We start from the raw sequence: 18,419 nt of genomic DNA, 5'->3' as shown, positions 1-18,419 counted from the left end.
CAACTTAATTCTATGGTATATATATGATATGATATCTATTAAAATATAATGATTATGCTAAAATAATTTTCATATAACATTCAGCAAAATGGATACACAGAGGAGTTTTTTTGGAAGAGAGATATACACCGCAGGATATTGAGGAGAGGTGGCAGAAATACTGGGAGGATGCGGGCCTTTTCAGGGTCACGGAACGTTCCGATCTCCCGAAATTCTACTGCCTTGAGATGTTCCCTTATCCTTCGGGCAAGATACACATGGGCCATGTCAGGAACTATGTGATAGGCGATGTTATCTCCAGGTATAAGAGGCTGCGGGGGTTTAATGTCCTGCATCCTATGGGATGGGATGCGTTTGGCATGCCGGCTGAGAATGCAGCCATCAAGAATAAGACGCATCCTTCGAAATGGACCTATGAAAACATAGATTACATGAGGAAGCAGTTAAAAAGGCTCGGCCTCAGTTATGACTGGTCAAGAGAGTTTGCCACCTGCGACCCTGAATATTACCGCTGGAACCAGTGGTTCTTTGTCAGGATGCTGGATAAGGGGCTGGCATACAAAAAACTCTCGCCTGTTAACTGGTGCCCCTCCTGTGAGACGGTACTTGCGAACGAGCAGGTTATAGATGAACAGTGCTGGCGGTGTGACAGCGCTGTAATACAGAAAAATCTTGAACAGTGGTTCTTTAAGATCACATCTTATGCTGATGAGCTTCTCCGTGACATGGAGGATCTTAAAGACTGGCCTGAAAAAGTACTTGCGATGCAGCATAACTGGATAGGGCGAAGCGAGGGTGCGGATGTTAACTTCAAGGTAATAGGCACTAATAAGACGATAAGGGTATTTACCACAAGGGCTGATACTCTATACGGGGCCACATTCTTAAGCATTGCAAAGGGGCATCCCTTTATTTCAGAGGAGATCAAGGATAAAAAAGTACTGTCTGATATTGAGTCGCTTTCAGATGACCCGGAAGAAAAGGAAGGGGTATTTACCCGCTACTATGCGCTTCATCCGCTGACAAATAAGAAGATACCGATCTGGGTCTCTAATTTTGTGCTTATGGGATACGGGACAGGAGCTGTCATGGCTGTTCCTGCCCATGACCAGAGAGATTTTGATTTTGCGGCAAAATATCATATTCCTTTAAAGGCTGTTGTCTTATCCCTTGATAAGGTGCAGAGCATGCATATGACAGAGGCCTTTGAGGATGAGGGCATTCTCGTTGAATCTGCGCAGTTCACAGGGCTTCACAGCAGAGAGGCAAAAGAGAAGATCGCTCTCTATCTTGAGGCGCAGGGTGTCGGGAAAAAAGTTGTCAATTACAGGCTGCGGGACTGGGGGATATCCCGTCAAAGGTATTGGGGAACACCGATCCCTGTCATCTATTGCAAATCCTGCGGCATAGTCCCTGTTCCTGATGCTGAGCTCCCGGTTCTCCTTCCACAGGATGTCATAATTACCGCAAAGGGCGGCTCTCCTTTAGCCGAACTCATGGATTTTGTTATTACCAAGTGCCCGAAATGCGGAGGCCGCGCAAGGAGAGAGACCGATACCATGGATACATTTGTGGATTCATCCTGGTATTTTTTGAGATATACATCCCCAAGTACCGCTGATAAACCCCTTGACCCTGCTGCTGCTGAATACTGGATGCCTGTTGACCAGTATATCGGGGGTATAGAACATGCAGTCCTGCATCTGCTGTACTCAAGGTTCTTTACCAAGGTGGTGAGGGATCTCGGACTGATAAAGGCGGGCGAGCCTTTTAAGAAACTTCTTACACAAGGCATGGTTATAAAAGACGGCACCAAGATGTCTAAATCCAAGGGCAATGTAGTGGACCCAGACTATCTTATTAAAAAGTTCGGTACTGACACAATGAGGATATTCTGCCTCTTTGCCGCTCCGCCTGAAAAAGACCTCGAGTGGTCTGACAAGGGGGTTGAAGGCGCTTCCCGTTTCCTTAACAGAGTATGGGCGCTTGTTTACAGATATAACAAGGAAATGTCCGGCAATAGGGCGGAAGAGCGTTCTGATCTTTCCGGTTTGACAGACAGCGCAAAAGGGCTGCTTCGCAAGACACATCAGACCATCAAGAAGGTGACAGACAGTGTAGAGCGTGATTATCATTTTAATACCGCTATCGCAGCTTTAATGGAACTGGTCAATGAGGCAACTGCCTTCAATCTTGAGAGCGCTCAGGATGCCGGTGTATTGAGGTTCTCTATTAAAAATGTGATCCTTCTTCTTTCACCTTTTGCGCCTCATATCTCCGAAGAACTCTGGAAAGAGATCGGTGAAGATAAAGGCATCCATCATAAAGAGTGGCCTGTCTGGGACGAGGCGTTAGTAAAAGAAGAGGTCATTGAACTGGTCGTTCAGATAAACGGCAAGGTGAGGAGCAAGTGTATGATCCGGGCCGGGCTTGATGATGAGGCTGTCAGGGAACTGGCCTTCAGCAGCCCGAAGATCCAGGATTATCTGCAAGGCATGAAGCCCAGGAAGGTAATAGTTATAAAGGGCAAACTGGTCAACATCGTTATATAACTGAAAACCTCTACCTAAGAATTGAGCGACAGAAAATGAAAAACACAAGGTGCGAATCAATGGCATTTATTAGTAGACGTTCACGGAATAATATCTGTTTCTTACTTCTTGTTTTCCCGTTCTTACTTATCAGTTCCTGCGGCTACAGCATCATCGGTTCAAAAAATCTGCCTTTTAACTCCATAACCATCAGGCAGGTTCAGAACAACACTTATGAGCCGAGACTTGAGGACAGGCTTCATTATGCGCTCTCAAAGGAGTTTTTGGCACATGGGGTAAAGGTCATGTCTGCCGGAGGAGATGTTTCCCTTGACACAACGATTGCAACTTTTATGCTGAGCACCATCGCGGCTGTTGATGAACGCGTAAAGGAGCAGGAGCTGCTCTTAAGGGTAGATATGAGGCTGACTGACAACGGCAGTATCACTGAATTTACCTCAGTGGAGTCACCTATAAGAATTACGTTTGAGACCACAGGGTCAGTGAGCGAATATGTTGTTCAGAAGCAGAGGGCTATAGACAAGGCCTTTACCGAGATTTCCAGGGAGATAGTCAGCAGGATAATAATCCGGTATGTTGAATAGCGCTCTGGATAAGGAAATTGAGAAAGGCCTGCTGCAAGATCTCTATTACTTCTGGAGTGAAGAAGACTATTTTCTCGATGATGTTTTAAGGAAGGCTGTTGAAAGGGTGGTCTCTTCATCCCAGGCTGATTTTAATTATGACCTCTTTTACCCGTCTTCTGACCCCGGCCAGATAATTGACGCCGCATCCACCTTGCCTTTTATGGCCAGCAGGCGCCTGGTAGTGCTTAAGGGTTTCAATCAATACTCAAAGGCAGCTGTTGATTCTCTGCTGCCGTACTTCAGGAAACCTTCTGAAAACACCTGCATGATTGTCCTTTCGCAAAAGGCGCCGGTCAAGAAGCTGTCTGATATCCCGTGGAAGTTATATAAACTCGGAATAGAGGAGAGAGATATACCGGCATGGATAAAGCGGCTTGCCTCTGACAAGGGCATTCAGATGACAGGCGAAGCAGTAGACTGCCTTATCGATTATGTCGGGTTTGATGCGGGGCTCCTTGCCTCTGAGGTTGATAAGCTCTCAATGTCGGGTAAAAAGAGGATAGATGAAAAGGATATCGCCTCATCAATAAGCGCTGTCAGGGAGTACACTACTTTTAATCTTATTGATGCGCTTGTCGCGGAGCAGAGGACAAGGGCTTTCATGATACTTGAATCCATTCTCTCAGAGAAGATGCTTGCAACCTCTGTCCTGGGGACACTTAACTGGCACTATCGGGAGTTTTATAATCTCTGGCTTAATAAGGGGAAGAAGCCGCAGAAGATGCGGATGTCAACTTTTAACATGCTTTCAAAGCATGTTAAATCATACAATGAAGATGCTTTTCAGCGTATATTTCAGACACTGCATGAGGCTGACGTAGCTATAAAGAGCAGCGGAAGGCCTGAGCTTGTGCTGGAGATATTGCTTATCAGACTGCTTCAGAAGAGGAGAGCGAATTGACAAGCTTTGTAATACGGGATATCTTCCTGGAAGCGGTGCTTTTGTGGATTATTCCAGTCTTCGCAGCCTTGTCGATCGCTGAGACAGCTGTTTTCAGAGCAGCCTTTGCGTTTTCAATGTTCTTGCTCTTGACCTCTGCTTCGATCTTCTTGGTCAGGGTCTTTGCCAAGCTCTTGACGGAGCGGTTCTTCTCTGTTTTTGCTATTGCCTGCCTGACTCTTTTGAGTGTTGACAGGTTCTTCTTTACCGGGGGCTTAGTAGCCAATGCTCTACCTCCAACTATCTTATATTCTTAGTCTTAATGAGTAAGTAAATTACATCATGGGAGATAATAAAGTCAAGCTATATGGATGAAAAAAGAAAAATAACAAAGGCCGCCGGACTGATGTCGGCAGCAACCCTTATCAGCCGGATACTCGGTTTTATAAGGGATATGATATTTGCACGGTATTTCGGCGCGACAGGGCTTTCCGATACCTTTTTTGCCGCATTCAGGATACCGAACTTGCTAAGGGAACTCTTTGCCGAAGGCTCCATGTCAGCCGCGCTTATCCCGGTTTTGACCGAATACAGGCAGAAACATGGAGAGGAAGAGGTCAACCGACTCGTGAAGATAGCCTTCACCTTTATTGTTATTGTGGTCGGAGCAGTCTGCATCCTGGGCATTGTTTTTTCTCCGGAAATAGTTACCGCGCTTGCTCCGGGATTTTTAAGTTCTCCTGAGAAGTTCTCTCTCACCGTGCTTTTGACAAGGATAATGATGCCGTTTCTTTTATTCATCAGCCTTGCCGCATTGGTCATGGGCGCGCTGAATATCAAGAAGGTGTTTTTTATCCCGGCTCTCGCACCCGCGATGCTCAATATAACCCTGATCATAAGTATTTTGATATTTGAATCAAGGTCAAGCCGGCCAATCATAGTTGCCGCGATAGGCATGATGGTCGGCGGATTTGTTCAGTTCGCCTTTCAGCTTCCAACATTTTTTAAGAACAAATACAGGCTTGGCTTTAACATGAATTTCAGCCACCCCGGCATTAAAAAGATGGCGCTTCTGCTGATACCTGCCACGCTTGCCTTATCGGTAAATCAGATAAATATAGTTGTGAGCAATATCCTCGCTTCGTTTCTGCCTTCAGGGAGCATCACGTATCTTTTTTACTCAATGAGGCTGATACAATTTCCCATCGGCATGTTCGGCGTTGCAATGGGCATGGCGATCCTCCCGGCACTTTCAGCACATGCTGCCAAAGGGGATTTTGATGAACTGAGGAGCGACTTCTCGTTTGCGCTGCGCCTGCTCTTTTTTATAACGATACCTTCAATGGCAGGACTGATATTTCTGAGAGAACCGATAGTTAATATACTTTTCCAGAGAGGGAAGTTCGACTATGCCGCTACTGCAGGGACTGCGCAGGCGCTGCTTTTTTATGCATTGGGGATATGGGCCATCGTCGGCATGAGGATAGTTACCGCAGGATTTTATTCCATGCAGAATACGAAGACGCCGGTGAAGGTCGCCGTTGTTGCCATGCTGACAAATATTATCTTTAGCCTCATATTAATGAAGCCGATGCAGCACAGCGGGCTTGCTCTTGCCAATTCCATTGCCGCGTCAGTCAATTTCGGCATCCTCTTTTTCATGCTGAAGAAGAAACTCGGAAGGCTTGACGGCAGGAATATAGGCATCTCTTTTATTAAAGTATCCGTCGCCTCCGCTGTGACAGGGCTTTTAAGCTGGTTCATTATCAGAAGCGACATATGGATGCAGAGCGGGATAACCATGGAGAAGGCCGGACTGCTGGCTGTCGCGATAGCAGTTTTTCTTGCTGTATATGTTTTGCTTATGCATTTTATGGGAAGCGAAGAGCTGAAGCATTTAATAAAGATATACAAAGAACGGAAGGGCAGGGCGTAATCACTTTTTCAGATCAGGAGGAGTCATGTTAATAAAGAAATTTGTTGTAGGGCCGCTTCAGGAAAACTGTTATATCGTCGTAGATGAAAAGACAAAACATGCGATCGTGATCGATCCCGGTGATGAAGGCGACAGGATCAATGACGCCATAAAGGATGGTGGCCTGACTATCACCGCGATAATATGCACGCACGCCCATTTCGACCACGTGGGCGCTGCGGGAGAGATAAAGGCTGCGACAGGCGCGAAAATCCTGATACATAAAGAGGATCTTGAGACATATAACATGGCAAAAGAGCATGCCTCTTTCTGGGGCTTTGATGTGGCCGACCTTCCTGACCCTGATGGTTTCCTTTCGGAAGGGGATGATGTGAAGGCGGGCAGTCTTAACTTCAAGGTCATTCATGTCCCCGGACACAGCCCCGGCGGTATATGCCTTTATGGTGAGGGAGTTTTGATGGTTGGTGACACAATCTTTCAGGGTTCAGTGGGAAGGACTGATTTCCCGGGCGGGAGCCATGAGAGATTGAAAGATTCATTCAGGAGGCTGCTTGAGCTTCCTGATGATACAAAGGTATATGCAGGCCACGGCAACGAGACAACGATAGGCCGCGAGAAGAGAGATAACTTCTTTGTGAACGAGCTTTAAGTAAATTGAAGAATCCTTTTTACATCTTAGACGTCTTTGCTCAGGAGAAGTATTCCGGTAACCAGCTTGCGGTTGTCAGGAACGCAGCTTCGATCTCAGATGCTGTTATGCAGAAGATAGCAAAGGAGATAAACTTCTCAGAGACGGCATTCATCCTCTCAGATGACAAACGCAATGGCGCATATGATGTGCGCATCTTCACTCCGGCTCATGAGATTCCTTTTGCAGGCCATCCGGTATTAGGCACGGCATATGTAATACAGCAGGAGATAATCAAAGAATGTGTCGATTCTTTAATACTCAATCTCAAGATCGGACAGATAACGGTCACTATCAATTACAAAGATAATTCTCCTGAGACATTATGGATGAGGCAGATACAGCCTGTCTTTGGTGAGGTGATAGGCGCTGAAGTTATCGCTGAAGTTCTTGGGCTTGACGCAGACGACATTGACAGCAGATATCCGGTTCAGGAAGTATCAACCGGTCTCCCATTTATCATTACTCCGCTTAAGGGAATGAAGGCGGTAAAGAAGTGCAGCATCAACAAAGATAAATATCTTGAGCTTATCAATAAGACCGAAGCCAAGGCTATCTTTGTCTTTTCGCCTGAGACTTATGAAGAGGGCAATGACCTCAATGCAAGGATGTTTGCTGACTACTATGGCATACCGGAAGATCCGGCAACCGGAAGCGCGAACGGCTGTCTTGGCGGATATCTTGTGAAGCACGGTTATTTTAGAGATAAACAAATATCCATACGTGTTGAACAGGGTTACGAGATTGGTAGGCGTTCTCTCATTCTTGTTAATGCGGAAGAGAAGGGTGGGGCTATTGATATATCAGTTGGTGGAAAGGTAATAATGGTTAGCAGAGGGGAATTGGTGTGAAAGTTTATTCCGAATTCTTCTTCAGGCGATTTGTCGGAACTGAGACCATTTGAGTCGATTTATGGGTCTACTCCATACCATGCGATTGATATTAATCTACCTTCGTTAAAGGTTAAATTAATTCCACCATAATCAGTAACTTCGTTGCCCTCCTGACGAGTCTCCCATCCTATATTTGCTGTATTATCTTTAATATCAATTTTAGTTCCTAAAATTTTATCTATTTCCTCTTTTGTCATATTCAACCGAATGCCTTTTTGTGTAAGTGGTTCTTTAATATCTGTTTTAGTCAGTTCGCCTACCTTTGTTGTATAAGTTGTATCAGCAATAATATCTTCAACTACTGAGTCATTAGATAAACCTTTATATCTATCTGTCTTATGTATTGTTATTGTCCATATCTTATTATCCCAACCATATAGAGCAAATATGATTTCTATTTCTTGTTGGGGATCATAGTATTGAACGAAATTATGCGCAAGCTTTGTTTCATATATTCTTGATTTTCCAAATACTTTAAAAGCATCTTCAATTGTGTTGTATGGCAAAAGATTGAAATAAGGAACATCAACATATTTTTCTTTCTCTATTTCATCAGCGAATGAGATACCGGTTAAATTTGCCAGAATAATTATGGTATAGAATATTATTTTCATTATTCAGATTATGTATTATGTTGTATCACAGCTTTTCTATATATTGATTGTAGTCGTCAACAGTGATTTCTATCTCTTTCAGGATTTCTCTTAGTAATGGGCGGGACAGTATCCTTCCTTTGTGATGAGGCAATGTGGTTGTTCTGCCGTCAGGATGTCTGTAAAATGCATGGCTTCCTTTCTGGCGGACTCTAACGAAACCAAGGAAGAGCAATAATTTCTCAGCAGTTTTTGCGTCAACAAGCCGCAGCTTGCTCAAACGGCAACCTCAAATTGCTGAAGTCCAACGAATTCCGGTAAATTGCTCTTTGCTTCAGCGTCCATTTCCTCTATGCATAATTCAACTACTTCTTTGAGATTTGTCTGTAGTTCATCTAATGTTTCAGCTTGTGTATGGGCGCCCGGTATGCCCGGGACAATTCCCACGTATAATCCTGTTTCAGTGTCTCGCTCGACATATCCAACTATTTTATGCATTGATCCTCCTGTCCTATTGGTGTATACAGCATTATAACAAATTCAAATTAAGTTCAGGGCTTCCTGAAATAGATCAGATACTCCACATTCCCCTTCGGCCCTTTGATGGGCGATTCGGTCACGCCGATGACATCAAGTTTCATCCCGAGCAATTCGTTCTTTATATTCTCAACGATCTCAAGCCGTTTCTTGTCATCTTTTACCACGCCGCCCTTGCCGATGTCCTTTCTTTCAGCCTCGAACTGCGGCTTTATCAGCGCGACAACTTCTCCTGAAGGTTTAAGAAATTCCAATATCTTGGGGATGACCTTTAACAGAGATATAAATGAGACATCAATGGTTATAATGTCGAGTTTATACGGGATGATGTCATTTGGAAGGTATCTGATATTCGTCTTTTCAATAAGCACAACCCTTTCATCCTGCCTCAGGCTCCAGCTGAACTGGCCGTACCCGACATCAACTGCGATAACCTTCATCGCGCCATTCTGCAGAAGACAGTCTGTGAAGCCTCCGGTTGATGCGCCGACATCCATGGCTCGCTTGCCGCTGACATTGATATTGAACTCCTTTATCGCCTGCTCAAGCTTCAGTCCGCCGCGGCTGACATAAGGCATTTTATAAAGGACTTCAATTTGCGCATCGGGTTTTACGAGTGAACCTGCCTTGTCGACAACAACACCGTTGACCTGAACATTGCCTTCCATAATGGCTGCCCTTGCCCTCTCCCTGCTTTCAACAAGGCCTTTGTCAAAGATGAGCTTATCCAGGCGCGTCTTTTTTGTTCCCGTTTCCTTCATGATTTGTATATCTTACCATCGCGCTTTCATTATTTCTTTGGAATTATTATGATAACTGTCAGACATTATATTGGAGGCGGAATGAAATGGAGAGTGTTATCAAGAAGGTTGAGGAGCTTGCTTTGCTGCATGACAGGATAGATCCCAAGATAATCAGGGAGAAGAATATCAAATTAGGCCTGAGGAACGAGGACGGTTCAGGCGTAATTGTCGGCATCACCAGCAAAGGGCAGGTTTTAGGATATGAGAAGATCATTACCGGCGATGGTGTGGAGAAACTAAATCCTATACCCGGAAAACTCTACTATTGCGGCTATGATGTTGAAGATCTGGTAAGCGGGAAAGAGAAGGAAAAGAGGTTCGGATTTGAAGAGACCGTCTATCTCCTTTTGACCGGAGAGCTTCCGGGGAAAGAAGACCTGAAGAGCTTTTCAAAGGCGCTTGGGAAGAGGCGCGCACTGCCTGAGGAAGCCAAGGAGATAATACTCAACAGGCCGAAGCATGACGACCAGATGGGTTCGCTTCATAACATTGTGTCAGCAATGCATCTTTTTGATAAAGACCCGAACTCCACTGATATGAAGGATGTGACCAGGCAGTGCATTGACCTGATAGCAAAGCTGCCTACGATCATAGCTTACAATTATCAGACGAGATTGATGAAGAAGAAGGACAATACGAAATTGATCGAGCCTGATCCCAAGCTCAGCACTTCCGAGAATTTTCTCTACATGCTCACAGGCAAAGTTCCTGACAGGTTCACGGCAGAACTCTTTGACACCATGCTTGTATTTCACGCAGAGCACGGCGGCGGCAACAACTCAACATTCACGACAAGGTGCGTCTCATCATCCGGGGCAAATACTTACATGGCGATCTGCGCGGGTATCGGATCTCTCTCAGGACATCTTCACGGCGGAGCGAATGAGGCTGTCGTAAGGATGGTTAATGACATCAAGCGCAAGCTGAAGGATTGGGATGATGATGAAGAAGTAAAAGCCTATCTTGAGATGATCCTTGATAAGAAAGCAGGTGACAGGTCAGGGAAGATCTATGGTTTGGGCCACGCGGTTTACACATTGACAGACCCGAGAGCGGTATTCCTGGAGAAGAAGGGAGAAGAGCTTGCGAAGATGGCAGGCAGGGAAAAGGAGTTCGCCCTTTATAAGAGGATCGCAAAGCTGGCGCCGGGGCTTGTCAGAGAAAAGAAGGCTAAGATAGTCTGCACGAATGTTGATTTCTACTCCGGCTTTGTATATCAGTGCATGGGGATACCTGAAGACCTCTTCACCCCGATATTCGCAATGGCAAGGGTCTCCGGCTGGTCAGCTCACAGGATCGAGGAGATAGTGCAGGGCAGGATAATAAGGCCCTCGTTCATTTCATCATTAAAAGGGAAGAAGAGTTATACCCCGATGTCTAAGAGGTGAGGGGACGAGGGGAAGAGATTACAAAGGCTTTTGATGTTTCTGTTTGTCTTTGTACATCTCTGCGTCCGCCTTTTCGATCACCTGTTCTATATCTTTGTCTTGATCGTAAACAGCATTGCCGTAACTGAAAGAGAGGCTGTAATTCTCGCTCCCGTACTCTTCGTTCCAATTTGCGATATTCTGCCTGATGCGATCCAGCATGATATCATTTTCATGGCCTGATGATTCAGTCTTGATTATAAGAAATTCATCCCCGCCGTAACGTATCAGCAGGTCAGTGTCTCTGATCGACATTTTCAGGATCGAAGCAAACTCTTTCAGGACACCATCTCCGTGCTGATGCCCGTAAGTGTCATTAATATTTTTAAAATTATTGAGGTCGAACATAAAGAGTGTTAAACTTCCGCCATACCTTTTGATCTTCTTCTTTTCTCTTTCAAGGTATATATCCAGATAATTTCTGTTATGAAGGCCTGTGAGGATGTCATGCAATGCCATGGTCTTCAGTTCCTGCTGTTTGATCCTTAAACTGTGCACAAGGATGATGAGGTGTTCATAGATCTCGTTTTCAGGGTCTGTGAGCACGGCTTGCTGATACACGTTGCATTTAATGCAGTTGCCGTATTTAATGGCAAATTGGCCATGCGGGTCTTCACCGCACATGGTGCCTGCGATGATCCAGCAGCGGCCGCATGTATTCATAAATGCCGGGCAATCTTTTTTAGCGCACTTTTTTATCTCCCAGCATCTGATGGCAATATCCCGCTTTATATGAGAGAGCCACTCGTTCCAGGAAGTCTCATCTTCCTGCAATGAAATATCTATAAAACCGCGAAGGTCTTTCCTGAAGTGCTGGAAGATATTATTTAACTCTTTCTCTTTGCTCATGACTTAATATGGATTGTTAATCAGTTGACTTTATGTGTCATGGGAGTTTTCCTGTTGACAAGTGCAAGCGCTTCTTTTGTAATGCCGTCTGTATCGAGTCCGAGTTCTTTTCTGAGAAGTTTTTGCGTGCCCTGTTCAATGAACCTGTCAGGTATGCCGAGCATCCTGACCTTAACACCTTCAACACCGGCCTTTGTGAACTCTTCTATCACTGCGCTGCCGAAACCGCCTGATATGGTGTTCTCCTCAACAGTAAGTACATGGCCTGTCTCTTTCGCAAGTTTTATTATAGTTCCGGTATCAAGAGGTTTCAGAAATCTTGTATTAACAACTGCGGCGTCAATGCCGGCGTCAACAAGCAGCTTTGCGGCTTCAAGCGAGGGCATTACCATATTGCCTATGGCAAGTATCAGCAGGTCCTTGCCCTCTTTCAGAACCTCGGCTTTGCCTATAGGTATCTCTTTAATATCTATCTCTTCATAACTTTCGGCAGCAGCGCCTCTCGGATATCTGATCGCAGCCGGGCCGTTAAGTGCAAGGGCAGTCTTGAGCATGCACTGAAGCTCATCTCCGTCTTTCGGAGCCATGACTACAAGGTTAGGTATGTGCCTTAGAAATGAGAGGTCAAACGCGCCGTTATGCGTGGGCCCGTCATCTCCGACTATCCCGGCCCTGTCGATGGCAAAGACTACAGGAAGGTTCTGAAGGCATACATCATGGATGATCTCATCATACGACCTCTGAAGGAACGTGGAATAGATCGCGACTACAGGTTTGACACCCTGGGTTGCAAGCCCTGCCGCAAATGTGACAGCATGCGGTTCAGCGATACCGACATCATAGAACCTCTTTGGGAATGTTCTGACGAATTCTGAAAGGCCTGTGCCCTCTGTCATTGCAGCTGTGATAGCGACTATCCTGTCATCATCCTTTGCAAGTGAAACAAGAGTCCTTCCGAATACCTCGCTGTATGAGACATTCGAAGAAGAGACGGTCTCTCCGGTTTCAATATCAAAAGGCCCGATGCCGTGGAATATCCCCGGCTCTTTTTCAGCCATCGGATACCCTTTCCCCTTTTTGGTTATCGCGTGTATGAGCACAGGCCCGGGGAAGTCCTTGAACCTCTCAAATGTCTCAATAAGCTGTTCTATCTTGTGGCCGTCAACAGGGCCGACATATTCAAACCCGAGTTCCTCAAAGAGCATTCCCGGAACAACAAAGCCCTTGAAGGTATCTTCAGCTTTTTTAGCCATCTTGAGCACAGGCTCTCCAACTTTTGGGAAACGGTCCAGAAGAAGTTTTGTCTCTTTCTTGAACTTTGTATAAAAGTCGCCCATCAGCATCTTTCTCAGATACGCAGAGAGAGCGCCGACATTGGGTGATATGGACATCTCGTTGTCATTGAGTATTACGATCAGGTCTTTCTTGAGGTGTCCCGCATGGTTCAGCCCCTCAAAGGCAAGCCCCGCAGTCATGGCTCCGTCGCCTATGACAGCTATCGCTTTGTAATTTTTCCGGTTGTGGTTTTTTGCCGCAACCATTCCCAGTGCGGCAGAGATGGATGTTGAGCTGTGGCCTGTGCCGAAGGAATCATGCGGGCTTTCAGATATTTTTGGGAATCCTGAGATGCCGCCATGCTGCCTGATGGTTGCGAAAGAATTGTATCTGCCTGTAAGAAGCTTATGCGAATATGACTGGTGGCCTACATCCCAGATTATCTTATCAACCGGTGAGTTGAAGACATAATGAAGCGCGATCGTAAGGTCAACGACGCCGAGGCTCGGGGCAAGATGCCCTCCGTTAAGCGCGACTCTCTCGATGATCGTTTCCCTTAACTCTTTTGCAAGCTCGTTAAGTTCCTCAAGTGTGAGCTTTTTTACATCATCCGGGCCTTTGATCTTTTCTATATGCATGAATATATCTAATTCCGCCTCGATATAATATATTTTGCTATCTCCCTGAGCGGGTCTGCTTTTTCATCAAAACCTCTAAGCGCCTTAATGGCATCAGATATCAGTGCCTCGGCTATCTTTCTTGACTCATCAATGCCGAAGATGGAGGGGTAGGTGTTTTTAGCGTTTGTATTATCAGAGCCTGCTGTCTTTCCGAGCTCCTCTGTGGTGCCGGTTATATCAAGGATGTCATCAGCAATCTGAAATGCGAGGCCGACTTTATCTCCGTAAGTTGTCAATGCGGCAAGTTCATCTTCTGTGGCATCTGCCATAATGGCGCCAACGCGCACAGCAGCCTTAATAAATACGCCGGTCTTATGTGTATGAATATAGATGATGTCGTCCTTTTCCGCCTTCTTACCTTCCATCAGTATGTCTACAGTCTGCCCTCCGACCATTCCGTCAGGCCCGCAGGCATGTGTGACCTCTTTTATCACATTGATGAGTATGCCGGGTTCTGCTTTTGAGTTGGAGATGATATTGAATGCCTCGGTCAGCAGCGCATCGCCCGCAAGTATTGCTGTGGCTTCTCCGAAGGCGATATGAGTGGTCGGCATGTTCCTTCTCATATCATCATCATCCATTGCTGGAAGGTCGTCATGGATCAATGAATATGTATGTATGAGTTCAAGTGAGGAAGCAACAGGCATTACGTTATTTGTTTTGCCGTTAACAGCCTCATAGCCTGCGAGCGCCAGTATGGGCCTTATCCTCTTGCCGCCTGCCATAAGCGCGTATCTCATCGCCTCATAAAGCTCTTTGGGGCAGCCGTTCTGGCCTTTTTTGGATGAGACATATGCCTCAAGATAGCTGTCGACAAGCTCTTTTTTGTTTTTCAGATACTGAACTATATCCATGTATATTATTTCCTTTGACGCAATATTATAACCCTATGCAGGATAATTATAAAGAGATGCGATATGAATTGCGGCTGCCATGAAATATAATATGATAATATCAGGTGACCAATGACTTTAAGCGATCTATTATTACAGAGGGCTGCTGAGCATCCGCATAAAACCTGCATAAAGTTTGGGGACAGGAAATACTCCTATGCAGAGGCAAACCGGCGTGTGACATTGACAGCAGGCGGGCTGAGAGCGCTCGGGCTTAAAGCAGGTGAGCGCGCTGCCATCCTGATGGATAACAGCCCTGAGTATATCATCAGTTACTTCGCCATCCTGAGGGCCGGAGGTATCGCTGTTCCAATTAATACGTTCTTAACCCCGGATGAGATCTCGTTCATTATCAATGACTCAGGCTGCAGGATCGTTATACATGGCAGAGATCTTTCGAAAAAGCTTGATAAGTTAAAGCCGGGACTTGATATCAGGAAGGTGTTGTTTGATGAAGTGCCGGAAGAAGACGCAGAGCCATACAAAGGGTCTGCTGATGATACAGCGGTTTTTTTATACACATCCGGAACGACCGGTTTTCCAAAGGGCGCGATGCTCACACATCATAACCTCATATCAAATGTCGAGTCATGCATGCAGGTAATGCGTTTATCATGCAGGGACAGGGTGCTTCTTTTTCTGCCGCTTTTTCACTCGTTCACTTTTACCGTCTGCGTTATTCTTCCTGTATATTCAGGCGCAAGCATAATACTGCTGCCTTCAGTAAAGCCTTTCTCAAAGGTGATCAAGAGCGTCTTTAGGGACAGGATCACTTTTTTTGTGGCTATCCCCACGATCTACAGCATACTCTCTAAAAAGAGGATACCTCTCTTATTCATGCTCTTATTTAAACTCTTCACAATGATCAGGGTCTGTGTTTCAGGAGCTGCTGCTTTGCCTCCGGATATCATCTATGCATTTGAAAAGCGGTTTAAAGCGCCTTTGGTCGAGGGCTACGGGCTTACTGAGGCATCGCCAGTTGTTGCGGTGAATCCAGTCGAAGGCACAAGAAAGCCGTCATCAGTCGGCCCGCCGCTGCCGGGCGTTGAGGTCAGCATTATCGGAGAAGATGGGGAAAGAGTTAACTTGGGAGAGATAGGAGAACTGAGGGTCAAAGGCCCGAATGTAATGAAGGGTTACTATAACAGGCCGGATGAAACAGCCTCTGTCTTAAAGGATGGATGGCTGTATACAGGCGATATGGCAAGGATTGACGAGGACGGATACATTTATATAGTTGACAGAAAGAAAGACCTTATCATTGTGGACGGCATGAATATTTATCCCAGAGAGGTTGAAGATGTTATAATGGAGCATGACTCAATTGAAGAGTGCGCTATGGTGGGCGTGCCTGACGGCAGGGGTTCAGAGATATCGATACTCTTCATAAAAATAAAAGAGGGACTCTCATTTGATGAGACAGAGATAAGGGATCATCTCAAGAGGCGTATTGCACGGTTCAAGATTCCGAGAAAGATAATACCGGTTGATGAATTTCCAAAGACCGCTACAGGCAAGATAAAGAAGACTGAACTGAGAAAGTTGAACTTAGGATAATTTTTTAAATTAAAGGAGGAGTTATGACAGCAGAGTCAATGTCGATGGAAGAGATGGAGAGGTTGATGGGTTTGAGCCTTGAAGAAAAGATAGCGCACTCAAAGAAGATAATCAAGGAGGCTATTGATAAGTTTGGCGTTGACAACCTTGCGTTAGCCTGGACCGGCGGAAAGGACAGCACAACAATGACCTGGCTCTTCAGGGAGTCATGCAAAGAGCTTGGAGTAAAGATGCCGATGTGCATGTTCATTGACGAGGGCTATGTGTTTGAAGAGATATGGGACATCTTCAACCAGCTTAAAAAAGAGTGGAACCTTGATGCCCGTATCGCAAAGAACATTGATGTGGCTTCCAAGGCGGAAAAGGTCGGCGATATGGTAAAGGTCAGCAGCCTTAATGAGCGCAACAGAAAGGAGATCGCGCTTCTGGAGATCACAGATGAGGAGTTCCCGTTCGAGCCTGAGTCGTTTATCGGCAACCACCTGATGAAGACTATAGCCATGAACATGTTCCTTGAAGAGAATAAGATCACCGCTCTTGCAACCGCGATCAGATGGGATGAGCAGGAGGCGCGCGTACAGGAAACATTCTTCAGCCCGCGGAAGAATCCGCCGCATATGCGTATACAGCCGATCCTGCATTTTAAAGAGCGCGATATATGGGATTTCATATTCCAGTACAAGGTGCCTTTCTGCACTTTATACAATATAGGCTATCGTTCACTCGGCGCAAAAGGCTCTACTACAAAGATGTCAGACATCCCGGCATGGGAGCAGGATCTTGAGAATACATATGAAAGGGCAGGCCGCGGACAGGGCAAAGAGGAGATAATGAGCAAGCTCAGAGATCTGGGTTATATGTAGAGCAGCAATGTTCAATATCTTTAAGAAAAAAGCGGCCAAACAGAACAAGGTCATTGTTCTCGGCATAGACGGTGTGCCTTGCAGTCTTCTTAAGAGGTTTATTGATTCAGGCATTATGCCTAACCTCGCAAAGATGATTGCCGGAGGCACACTCTCGCCGATGACAGCTTCAATACCAGAGGTCTCTTCAACCTCATGGAGCACCTTCATGACCGGTGTGAATCCCGGGCGGCATGGTATCTACGGCTTCACTGAAGTGCAGAAGGATACATACAAATGGAAGTTCCCTAATGCTGATGATATGAAGAGCGCAACTCTCTGGGATGTCGCCGGAAGGAACGGCAAGAGAAGCGTTGTGCTCAATGTCCCATCTACTTATCCCGCCAGAGAATTGAATGGAGTTCTCACATCCGGCTTTGTCTCTCTTGATCTTAAGAAAGCGACGTATCCTGAATCAGCATATGAATACTTAAAGAGCATCGGATATAAGATGGATGTTGATACTCAGAAGGCGAGAGAATCATCAGCCGCGCTGGCAGAGAATATAAAAACGACCTTTGATATCAGAAAGAAGGCGATACTTCATTTTCTCAACGAGGATGACTGGGACCTTTTTATAGGTGTGGTGACAGAGACGGACAGGCTTCATCATTATCTCTGGGCCGCGCTTGATGATGAAGGCCATGCAATTCACACCTTCTTTCTAAATTTTTACAGGGATCTTGACGCGCTGATAGGAGAGATGAATAAGAAGGCGGGTGATGAAACCCCGTTTATCATATTGTCAGATCATGGCTTCACAACGATAAAGAAAGAGATATATTTGAACTCCTGGCTGAAGGAGAGAGGTTACCTGAAGTTCACAAAGGAGAACCCTGACTCTTTTGAAACGATACATCAGGAGAGCATGGTATTCGCGCTTGACCCTGCAAGATTTTATATTCATTCAAAAGGAAAATATTCACGCGGCAGTGTTGATGCAGGCGAGTATGAAGGCCTAAGGAAGAAACTCAAGAATGAACTTCTCTCGCTTGAAGTGGATGGCGAGAAGGTGATCAAAGAGGTTCTCTTCAAGGAAGAGGTTTACAGCGGAGCCCTGCTTGCTGACGCTCCTGATCTTGTCGCTCTTCCTCATAAAGGTTTTGACCTGAAGAGCGCGATAAACAAGACTGAGATCTCAGGCATGGGCCATTTCACAGGCGGGCATACAAGAGATGATGCGACCTTCTTTATTAACCGCAAGATAGATGTTTCTGATATCAACATTGTTGATGTAGGCCCCACGATAATCTCACTTCTCGGCATTGATGAAAAGAGTTTTGACGGCAGGTGTCTGGTTTAAGATTTGATTTGCAATTATTTGAGTT

At 45.6% G+C, this 18,419-nt stretch carries 18 protein-coding genes; 10 read left to right on the top strand and 8 right to left on the bottom strand.

Annotation, left to right across the window (positions count from 1 at the left end; genetic code table 11):
* Positions 1 to 110 precede the first annotated feature (110 nt).
* From leuS to holA, 3 genes are read left to right on the top strand one after another with little or no spacing between them, the layout of a single operon-like run.
* A complete protein-coding gene (gene leuS / locus Q7U10_01905) occupies positions 111 to 2,552 on the top strand; it encodes a leucine--tRNA ligase (protein ID MDO8281374.1) in 2,442 nt (813 codons plus the stop codon).
* Between the two features lie 35 nt (positions 2,553 to 2,587).
* Positions 2,588 to 3,136: an LPS assembly lipoprotein LptE gene (gene lptE / locus Q7U10_01900; GenBank protein MDO8281373.1), complete on the top strand. Its 549-nt coding sequence runs from the start codon at positions 2,588 to 2,590 to the stop codon at positions 3,134 to 3,136.
* On the top strand, positions 3,126 to 4,079 hold the full coding sequence (gene holA / locus Q7U10_01895; GenBank protein ID MDO8281372.1) for a DNA polymerase III subunit delta: 954 nt from the start codon (positions 3,126 to 3,128) through the stop codon (positions 4,077 to 4,079). The genes lptE and holA overlap by 11 nt, the downstream gene beginning before the upstream one ends.
* On the opposite strand, the gene rpsT is transcribed toward holA, so the two are convergent.
* Positions 4,048 to 4,344 (bottom strand): 30S ribosomal protein S20, encoded by a 297-nt coding sequence (gene rpsT, locus Q7U10_01890; protein MDO8281371.1) that lies wholly within the window; start codon positions 4,342 to 4,344, stop codon positions 4,048 to 4,050. The two genes, holA and rpsT, sit on opposite strands and share 32 nt — an antisense overlap.
* Positions 4,345 to 4,425: 81 nt before the next feature.
* Here rpsT and murJ point away from each other — a divergent pair, with 81 nt between their 5' ends.
* The 3 genes from murJ to Q7U10_01875 are packed head-to-tail and all read left to right on the top strand — an operon-like array spanning position 4,426 to position 7,533.
* Positions 4,426 to 5,994: a murein biosynthesis integral membrane protein MurJ gene (murJ, locus tag Q7U10_01885; GenBank protein ID MDO8281370.1), complete on the top strand. Its 1,569-nt coding sequence runs from the start codon at positions 4,426 to 4,428 to the stop codon at positions 5,992 to 5,994.
* Between the two features lie 25 nt (positions 5,995 to 6,019).
* Positions 6,020 to 6,643 (top strand): MBL fold metallo-hydrolase, encoded by a 624-nt coding sequence (locus tag Q7U10_01880; protein MDO8281369.1) that lies wholly within the window; start codon positions 6,020 to 6,022, stop codon positions 6,641 to 6,643.
* A 5-nt stretch (positions 6,644 to 6,648) separates the two neighbouring features.
* A complete protein-coding gene (locus Q7U10_01875; GenBank protein ID MDO8281368.1) occupies positions 6,649 to 7,533 on the top strand; it encodes a PhzF family phenazine biosynthesis protein in 885 nt (294 codons plus the stop codon).
* A 59-nt stretch (positions 7,534 to 7,592) separates the two neighbouring features.
* Here Q7U10_01875 and Q7U10_01870 read toward each other — a convergent pair whose 3' ends face one another.
* The 4 genes from Q7U10_01870 to Q7U10_01855 are packed head-to-tail and all read right to left on the bottom strand — an operon-like array spanning position 7,593 to position 9,466.
* Positions 7,593 to 8,189 carry a hypothetical protein gene (locus tag Q7U10_01870; protein ID MDO8281367.1) on the bottom strand — a complete coding sequence of 199 codons (597 nt, stop codon included), beginning with the start codon at positions 8,187 to 8,189 and terminating at the stop codon, positions 7,593 to 7,595.
* 25 nt (positions 8,190 to 8,214) lie between these two features.
* Positions 8,215 to 8,448 carry a type II toxin-antitoxin system HicA family toxin gene (locus tag Q7U10_01865; protein ID MDO8281366.1) on the bottom strand — a complete coding sequence of 78 codons (234 nt, stop codon included), beginning with the start codon at positions 8,446 to 8,448 and terminating at the stop codon, positions 8,215 to 8,217.
* Complete coding sequence (locus Q7U10_01860; protein MDO8281365.1) at positions 8,445 to 8,666, bottom strand: type II toxin-antitoxin system HicB family antitoxin; 222 nt, start codon at positions 8,664 to 8,666, stop codon at positions 8,445 to 8,447. The genes Q7U10_01865 and Q7U10_01860 overlap by 4 nt, the downstream gene beginning before the upstream one ends.
* Positions 8,667 to 8,719: 53 nt before the next feature.
* Positions 8,720 to 9,466 (bottom strand): TlyA family RNA methyltransferase, encoded by a 747-nt coding sequence (locus Q7U10_01855; protein ID MDO8281364.1) that lies wholly within the window; start codon positions 9,464 to 9,466, stop codon positions 8,720 to 8,722.
* Positions 9,467 to 9,552: 86 nt separating this feature from the next.
* Between Q7U10_01855 and Q7U10_01850 the strand changes: the two genes are divergently transcribed.
* A complete protein-coding gene (locus Q7U10_01850) occupies positions 9,553 to 10,896 on the top strand; it encodes a citrate synthase (GenBank protein ID MDO8281363.1) in 1,344 nt (447 codons plus the stop codon).
* 18 nt (positions 10,897 to 10,914) lie between these two features.
* Here the strand turns inward: Q7U10_01850 and Q7U10_01845 are convergent, their stop codons facing one another.
* From Q7U10_01845 to Q7U10_01835, 3 genes are read right to left on the bottom strand one after another with little or no spacing between them, the layout of a single operon-like run.
* On the bottom strand, positions 10,915 to 11,784 hold the full coding sequence (locus Q7U10_01845; protein ID MDO8281362.1) for a GGDEF domain-containing protein: 870 nt from the start codon (positions 11,782 to 11,784) through the stop codon (positions 10,915 to 10,917).
* 20 nt (positions 11,785 to 11,804) lie between these two features.
* Positions 11,805 to 13,697 carry a 1-deoxy-D-xylulose-5-phosphate synthase gene (gene dxs / locus Q7U10_01840; protein ID MDO8281361.1) on the bottom strand — a complete coding sequence of 631 codons (1,893 nt, stop codon included), beginning with the start codon at positions 13,695 to 13,697 and terminating at the stop codon, positions 11,805 to 11,807.
* 8 nt (positions 13,698 to 13,705) lie between these two features.
* Positions 13,706 to 14,593, bottom strand: a complete 888-nt coding sequence (locus tag Q7U10_01835) for a polyprenyl synthetase family protein (GenBank protein MDO8281360.1) — start codon at positions 14,591 to 14,593, stop codon at positions 13,706 to 13,708.
* A gap of 111 nt (positions 14,594 to 14,704) precedes the next feature.
* Between Q7U10_01835 and Q7U10_01830 the strand changes: the two genes are divergently transcribed.
* From Q7U10_01830 to Q7U10_01820, 3 genes are read left to right on the top strand one after another with little or no spacing between them, the layout of a single operon-like run.
* Positions 14,705 to 16,189, top strand: a complete 1,485-nt coding sequence (locus tag Q7U10_01830; protein MDO8281359.1) for a long-chain fatty acid--CoA ligase — start codon at positions 14,705 to 14,707, stop codon at positions 16,187 to 16,189.
* A 23-nt stretch (positions 16,190 to 16,212) separates the two neighbouring features.
* Positions 16,213 to 17,052 carry a phosphoadenosine phosphosulfate reductase family protein gene (locus tag Q7U10_01825; protein MDO8281358.1) on the top strand — a complete coding sequence of 280 codons (840 nt, stop codon included), beginning with the start codon at positions 16,213 to 16,215 and terminating at the stop codon, positions 17,050 to 17,052.
* A gap of 7 nt (positions 17,053 to 17,059) precedes the next feature.
* Positions 17,060 to 18,394, top strand: coding sequence for an alkaline phosphatase family protein (locus Q7U10_01820; GenBank protein ID MDO8281357.1), 1,335 nt, complete (start codon positions 17,060 to 17,062; stop codon positions 18,392 to 18,394).
* Positions 18,395 to 18,419: the final 25 nt, after the last annotated feature.

The sequence above is a fragment of the Thermodesulfovibrionia bacterium genome, assembly GCA_030646035.1.
Lineage (GTDB): Bacteria > Nitrospirota > Thermodesulfovibrionia > UBA6902 > UBA6902 > JACQZG01.
This window is presented reverse-complemented; position numbering and strand designations above follow the sequence as displayed.

What these genes read in the sequence shown, in the direction of transcription:
- Q7U10_01820 (MDO8281357.1), top strand. Translation starts at nt 17,060, where the DNA reads ATGTTCAATATCTTTAAGAAAAAAGCGGCCAAACAGAACAAGGTCATT.
- murJ (MDO8281370.1), top strand. Translation starts at nt 4,426, where the DNA reads ATGGATGAAAAAAGAAAAATAACAAAGGCCGCCGGACTGATGTCGGCA.
- Q7U10_01835 (MDO8281360.1), bottom strand. Translation starts at nt 14,593, where the DNA reads ATGGATATAGTTCAGTATCTGAAAAACAAAAAAGAGCTTGTCGACAGC.
- Q7U10_01825 (MDO8281358.1), top strand. Translation starts at nt 16,213, where the DNA reads ATGACAGCAGAGTCAATGTCGATGGAAGAGATGGAGAGGTTGATGGGT.
- Q7U10_01845 (MDO8281362.1), bottom strand. Translation starts at nt 11,784, where the DNA reads ATGAGCAAAGAGAAAGAGTTAAATAATATCTTCCAGCACTTCAGGAAA.
- Q7U10_01830 (MDO8281359.1), top strand. Translation starts at nt 14,705, where the DNA reads ATGACTTTAAGCGATCTATTATTACAGAGGGCTGCTGAGCATCCGCAT.
- Q7U10_01880 (MDO8281369.1), top strand. Translation starts at nt 6,020, where the DNA reads ATGTTAATAAAGAAATTTGTTGTAGGGCCGCTTCAGGAAAACTGTTAT.
- Q7U10_01870 (MDO8281367.1), bottom strand. Translation starts at nt 8,189, where the DNA reads ATGAAAATAATATTCTATACCATAATTATTCTGGCAAATTTAACCGGT.
- Q7U10_01850 (MDO8281363.1), top strand. Translation starts at nt 9,553, where the DNA reads ATGGAGAGTGTTATCAAGAAGGTTGAGGAGCTTGCTTTGCTGCATGAC.
- holA (MDO8281372.1), top strand. Translation starts at nt 3,126, where the DNA reads ATGTTGAATAGCGCTCTGGATAAGGAAATTGAGAAAGGCCTGCTGCAA.
- Q7U10_01860 (MDO8281365.1), bottom strand. Translation starts at nt 8,666, where the DNA reads ATGCATAAAATAGTTGGATATGTCGAGCGAGACACTGAAACAGGATTA.
- Q7U10_01855 (MDO8281364.1), bottom strand. Translation starts at nt 9,466, where the DNA reads ATGAAGGAAACGGGAACAAAAAAGACGCGCCTGGATAAGCTCATCTTT.
- dxs (MDO8281361.1), bottom strand. Translation starts at nt 13,697, where the DNA reads ATGCATATAGAAAAGATCAAAGGCCCGGATGATGTAAAAAAGCTCACA.
- lptE (MDO8281373.1), top strand. Translation starts at nt 2,588, where the DNA reads ATGAAAAACACAAGGTGCGAATCAATGGCATTTATTAGTAGACGTTCA.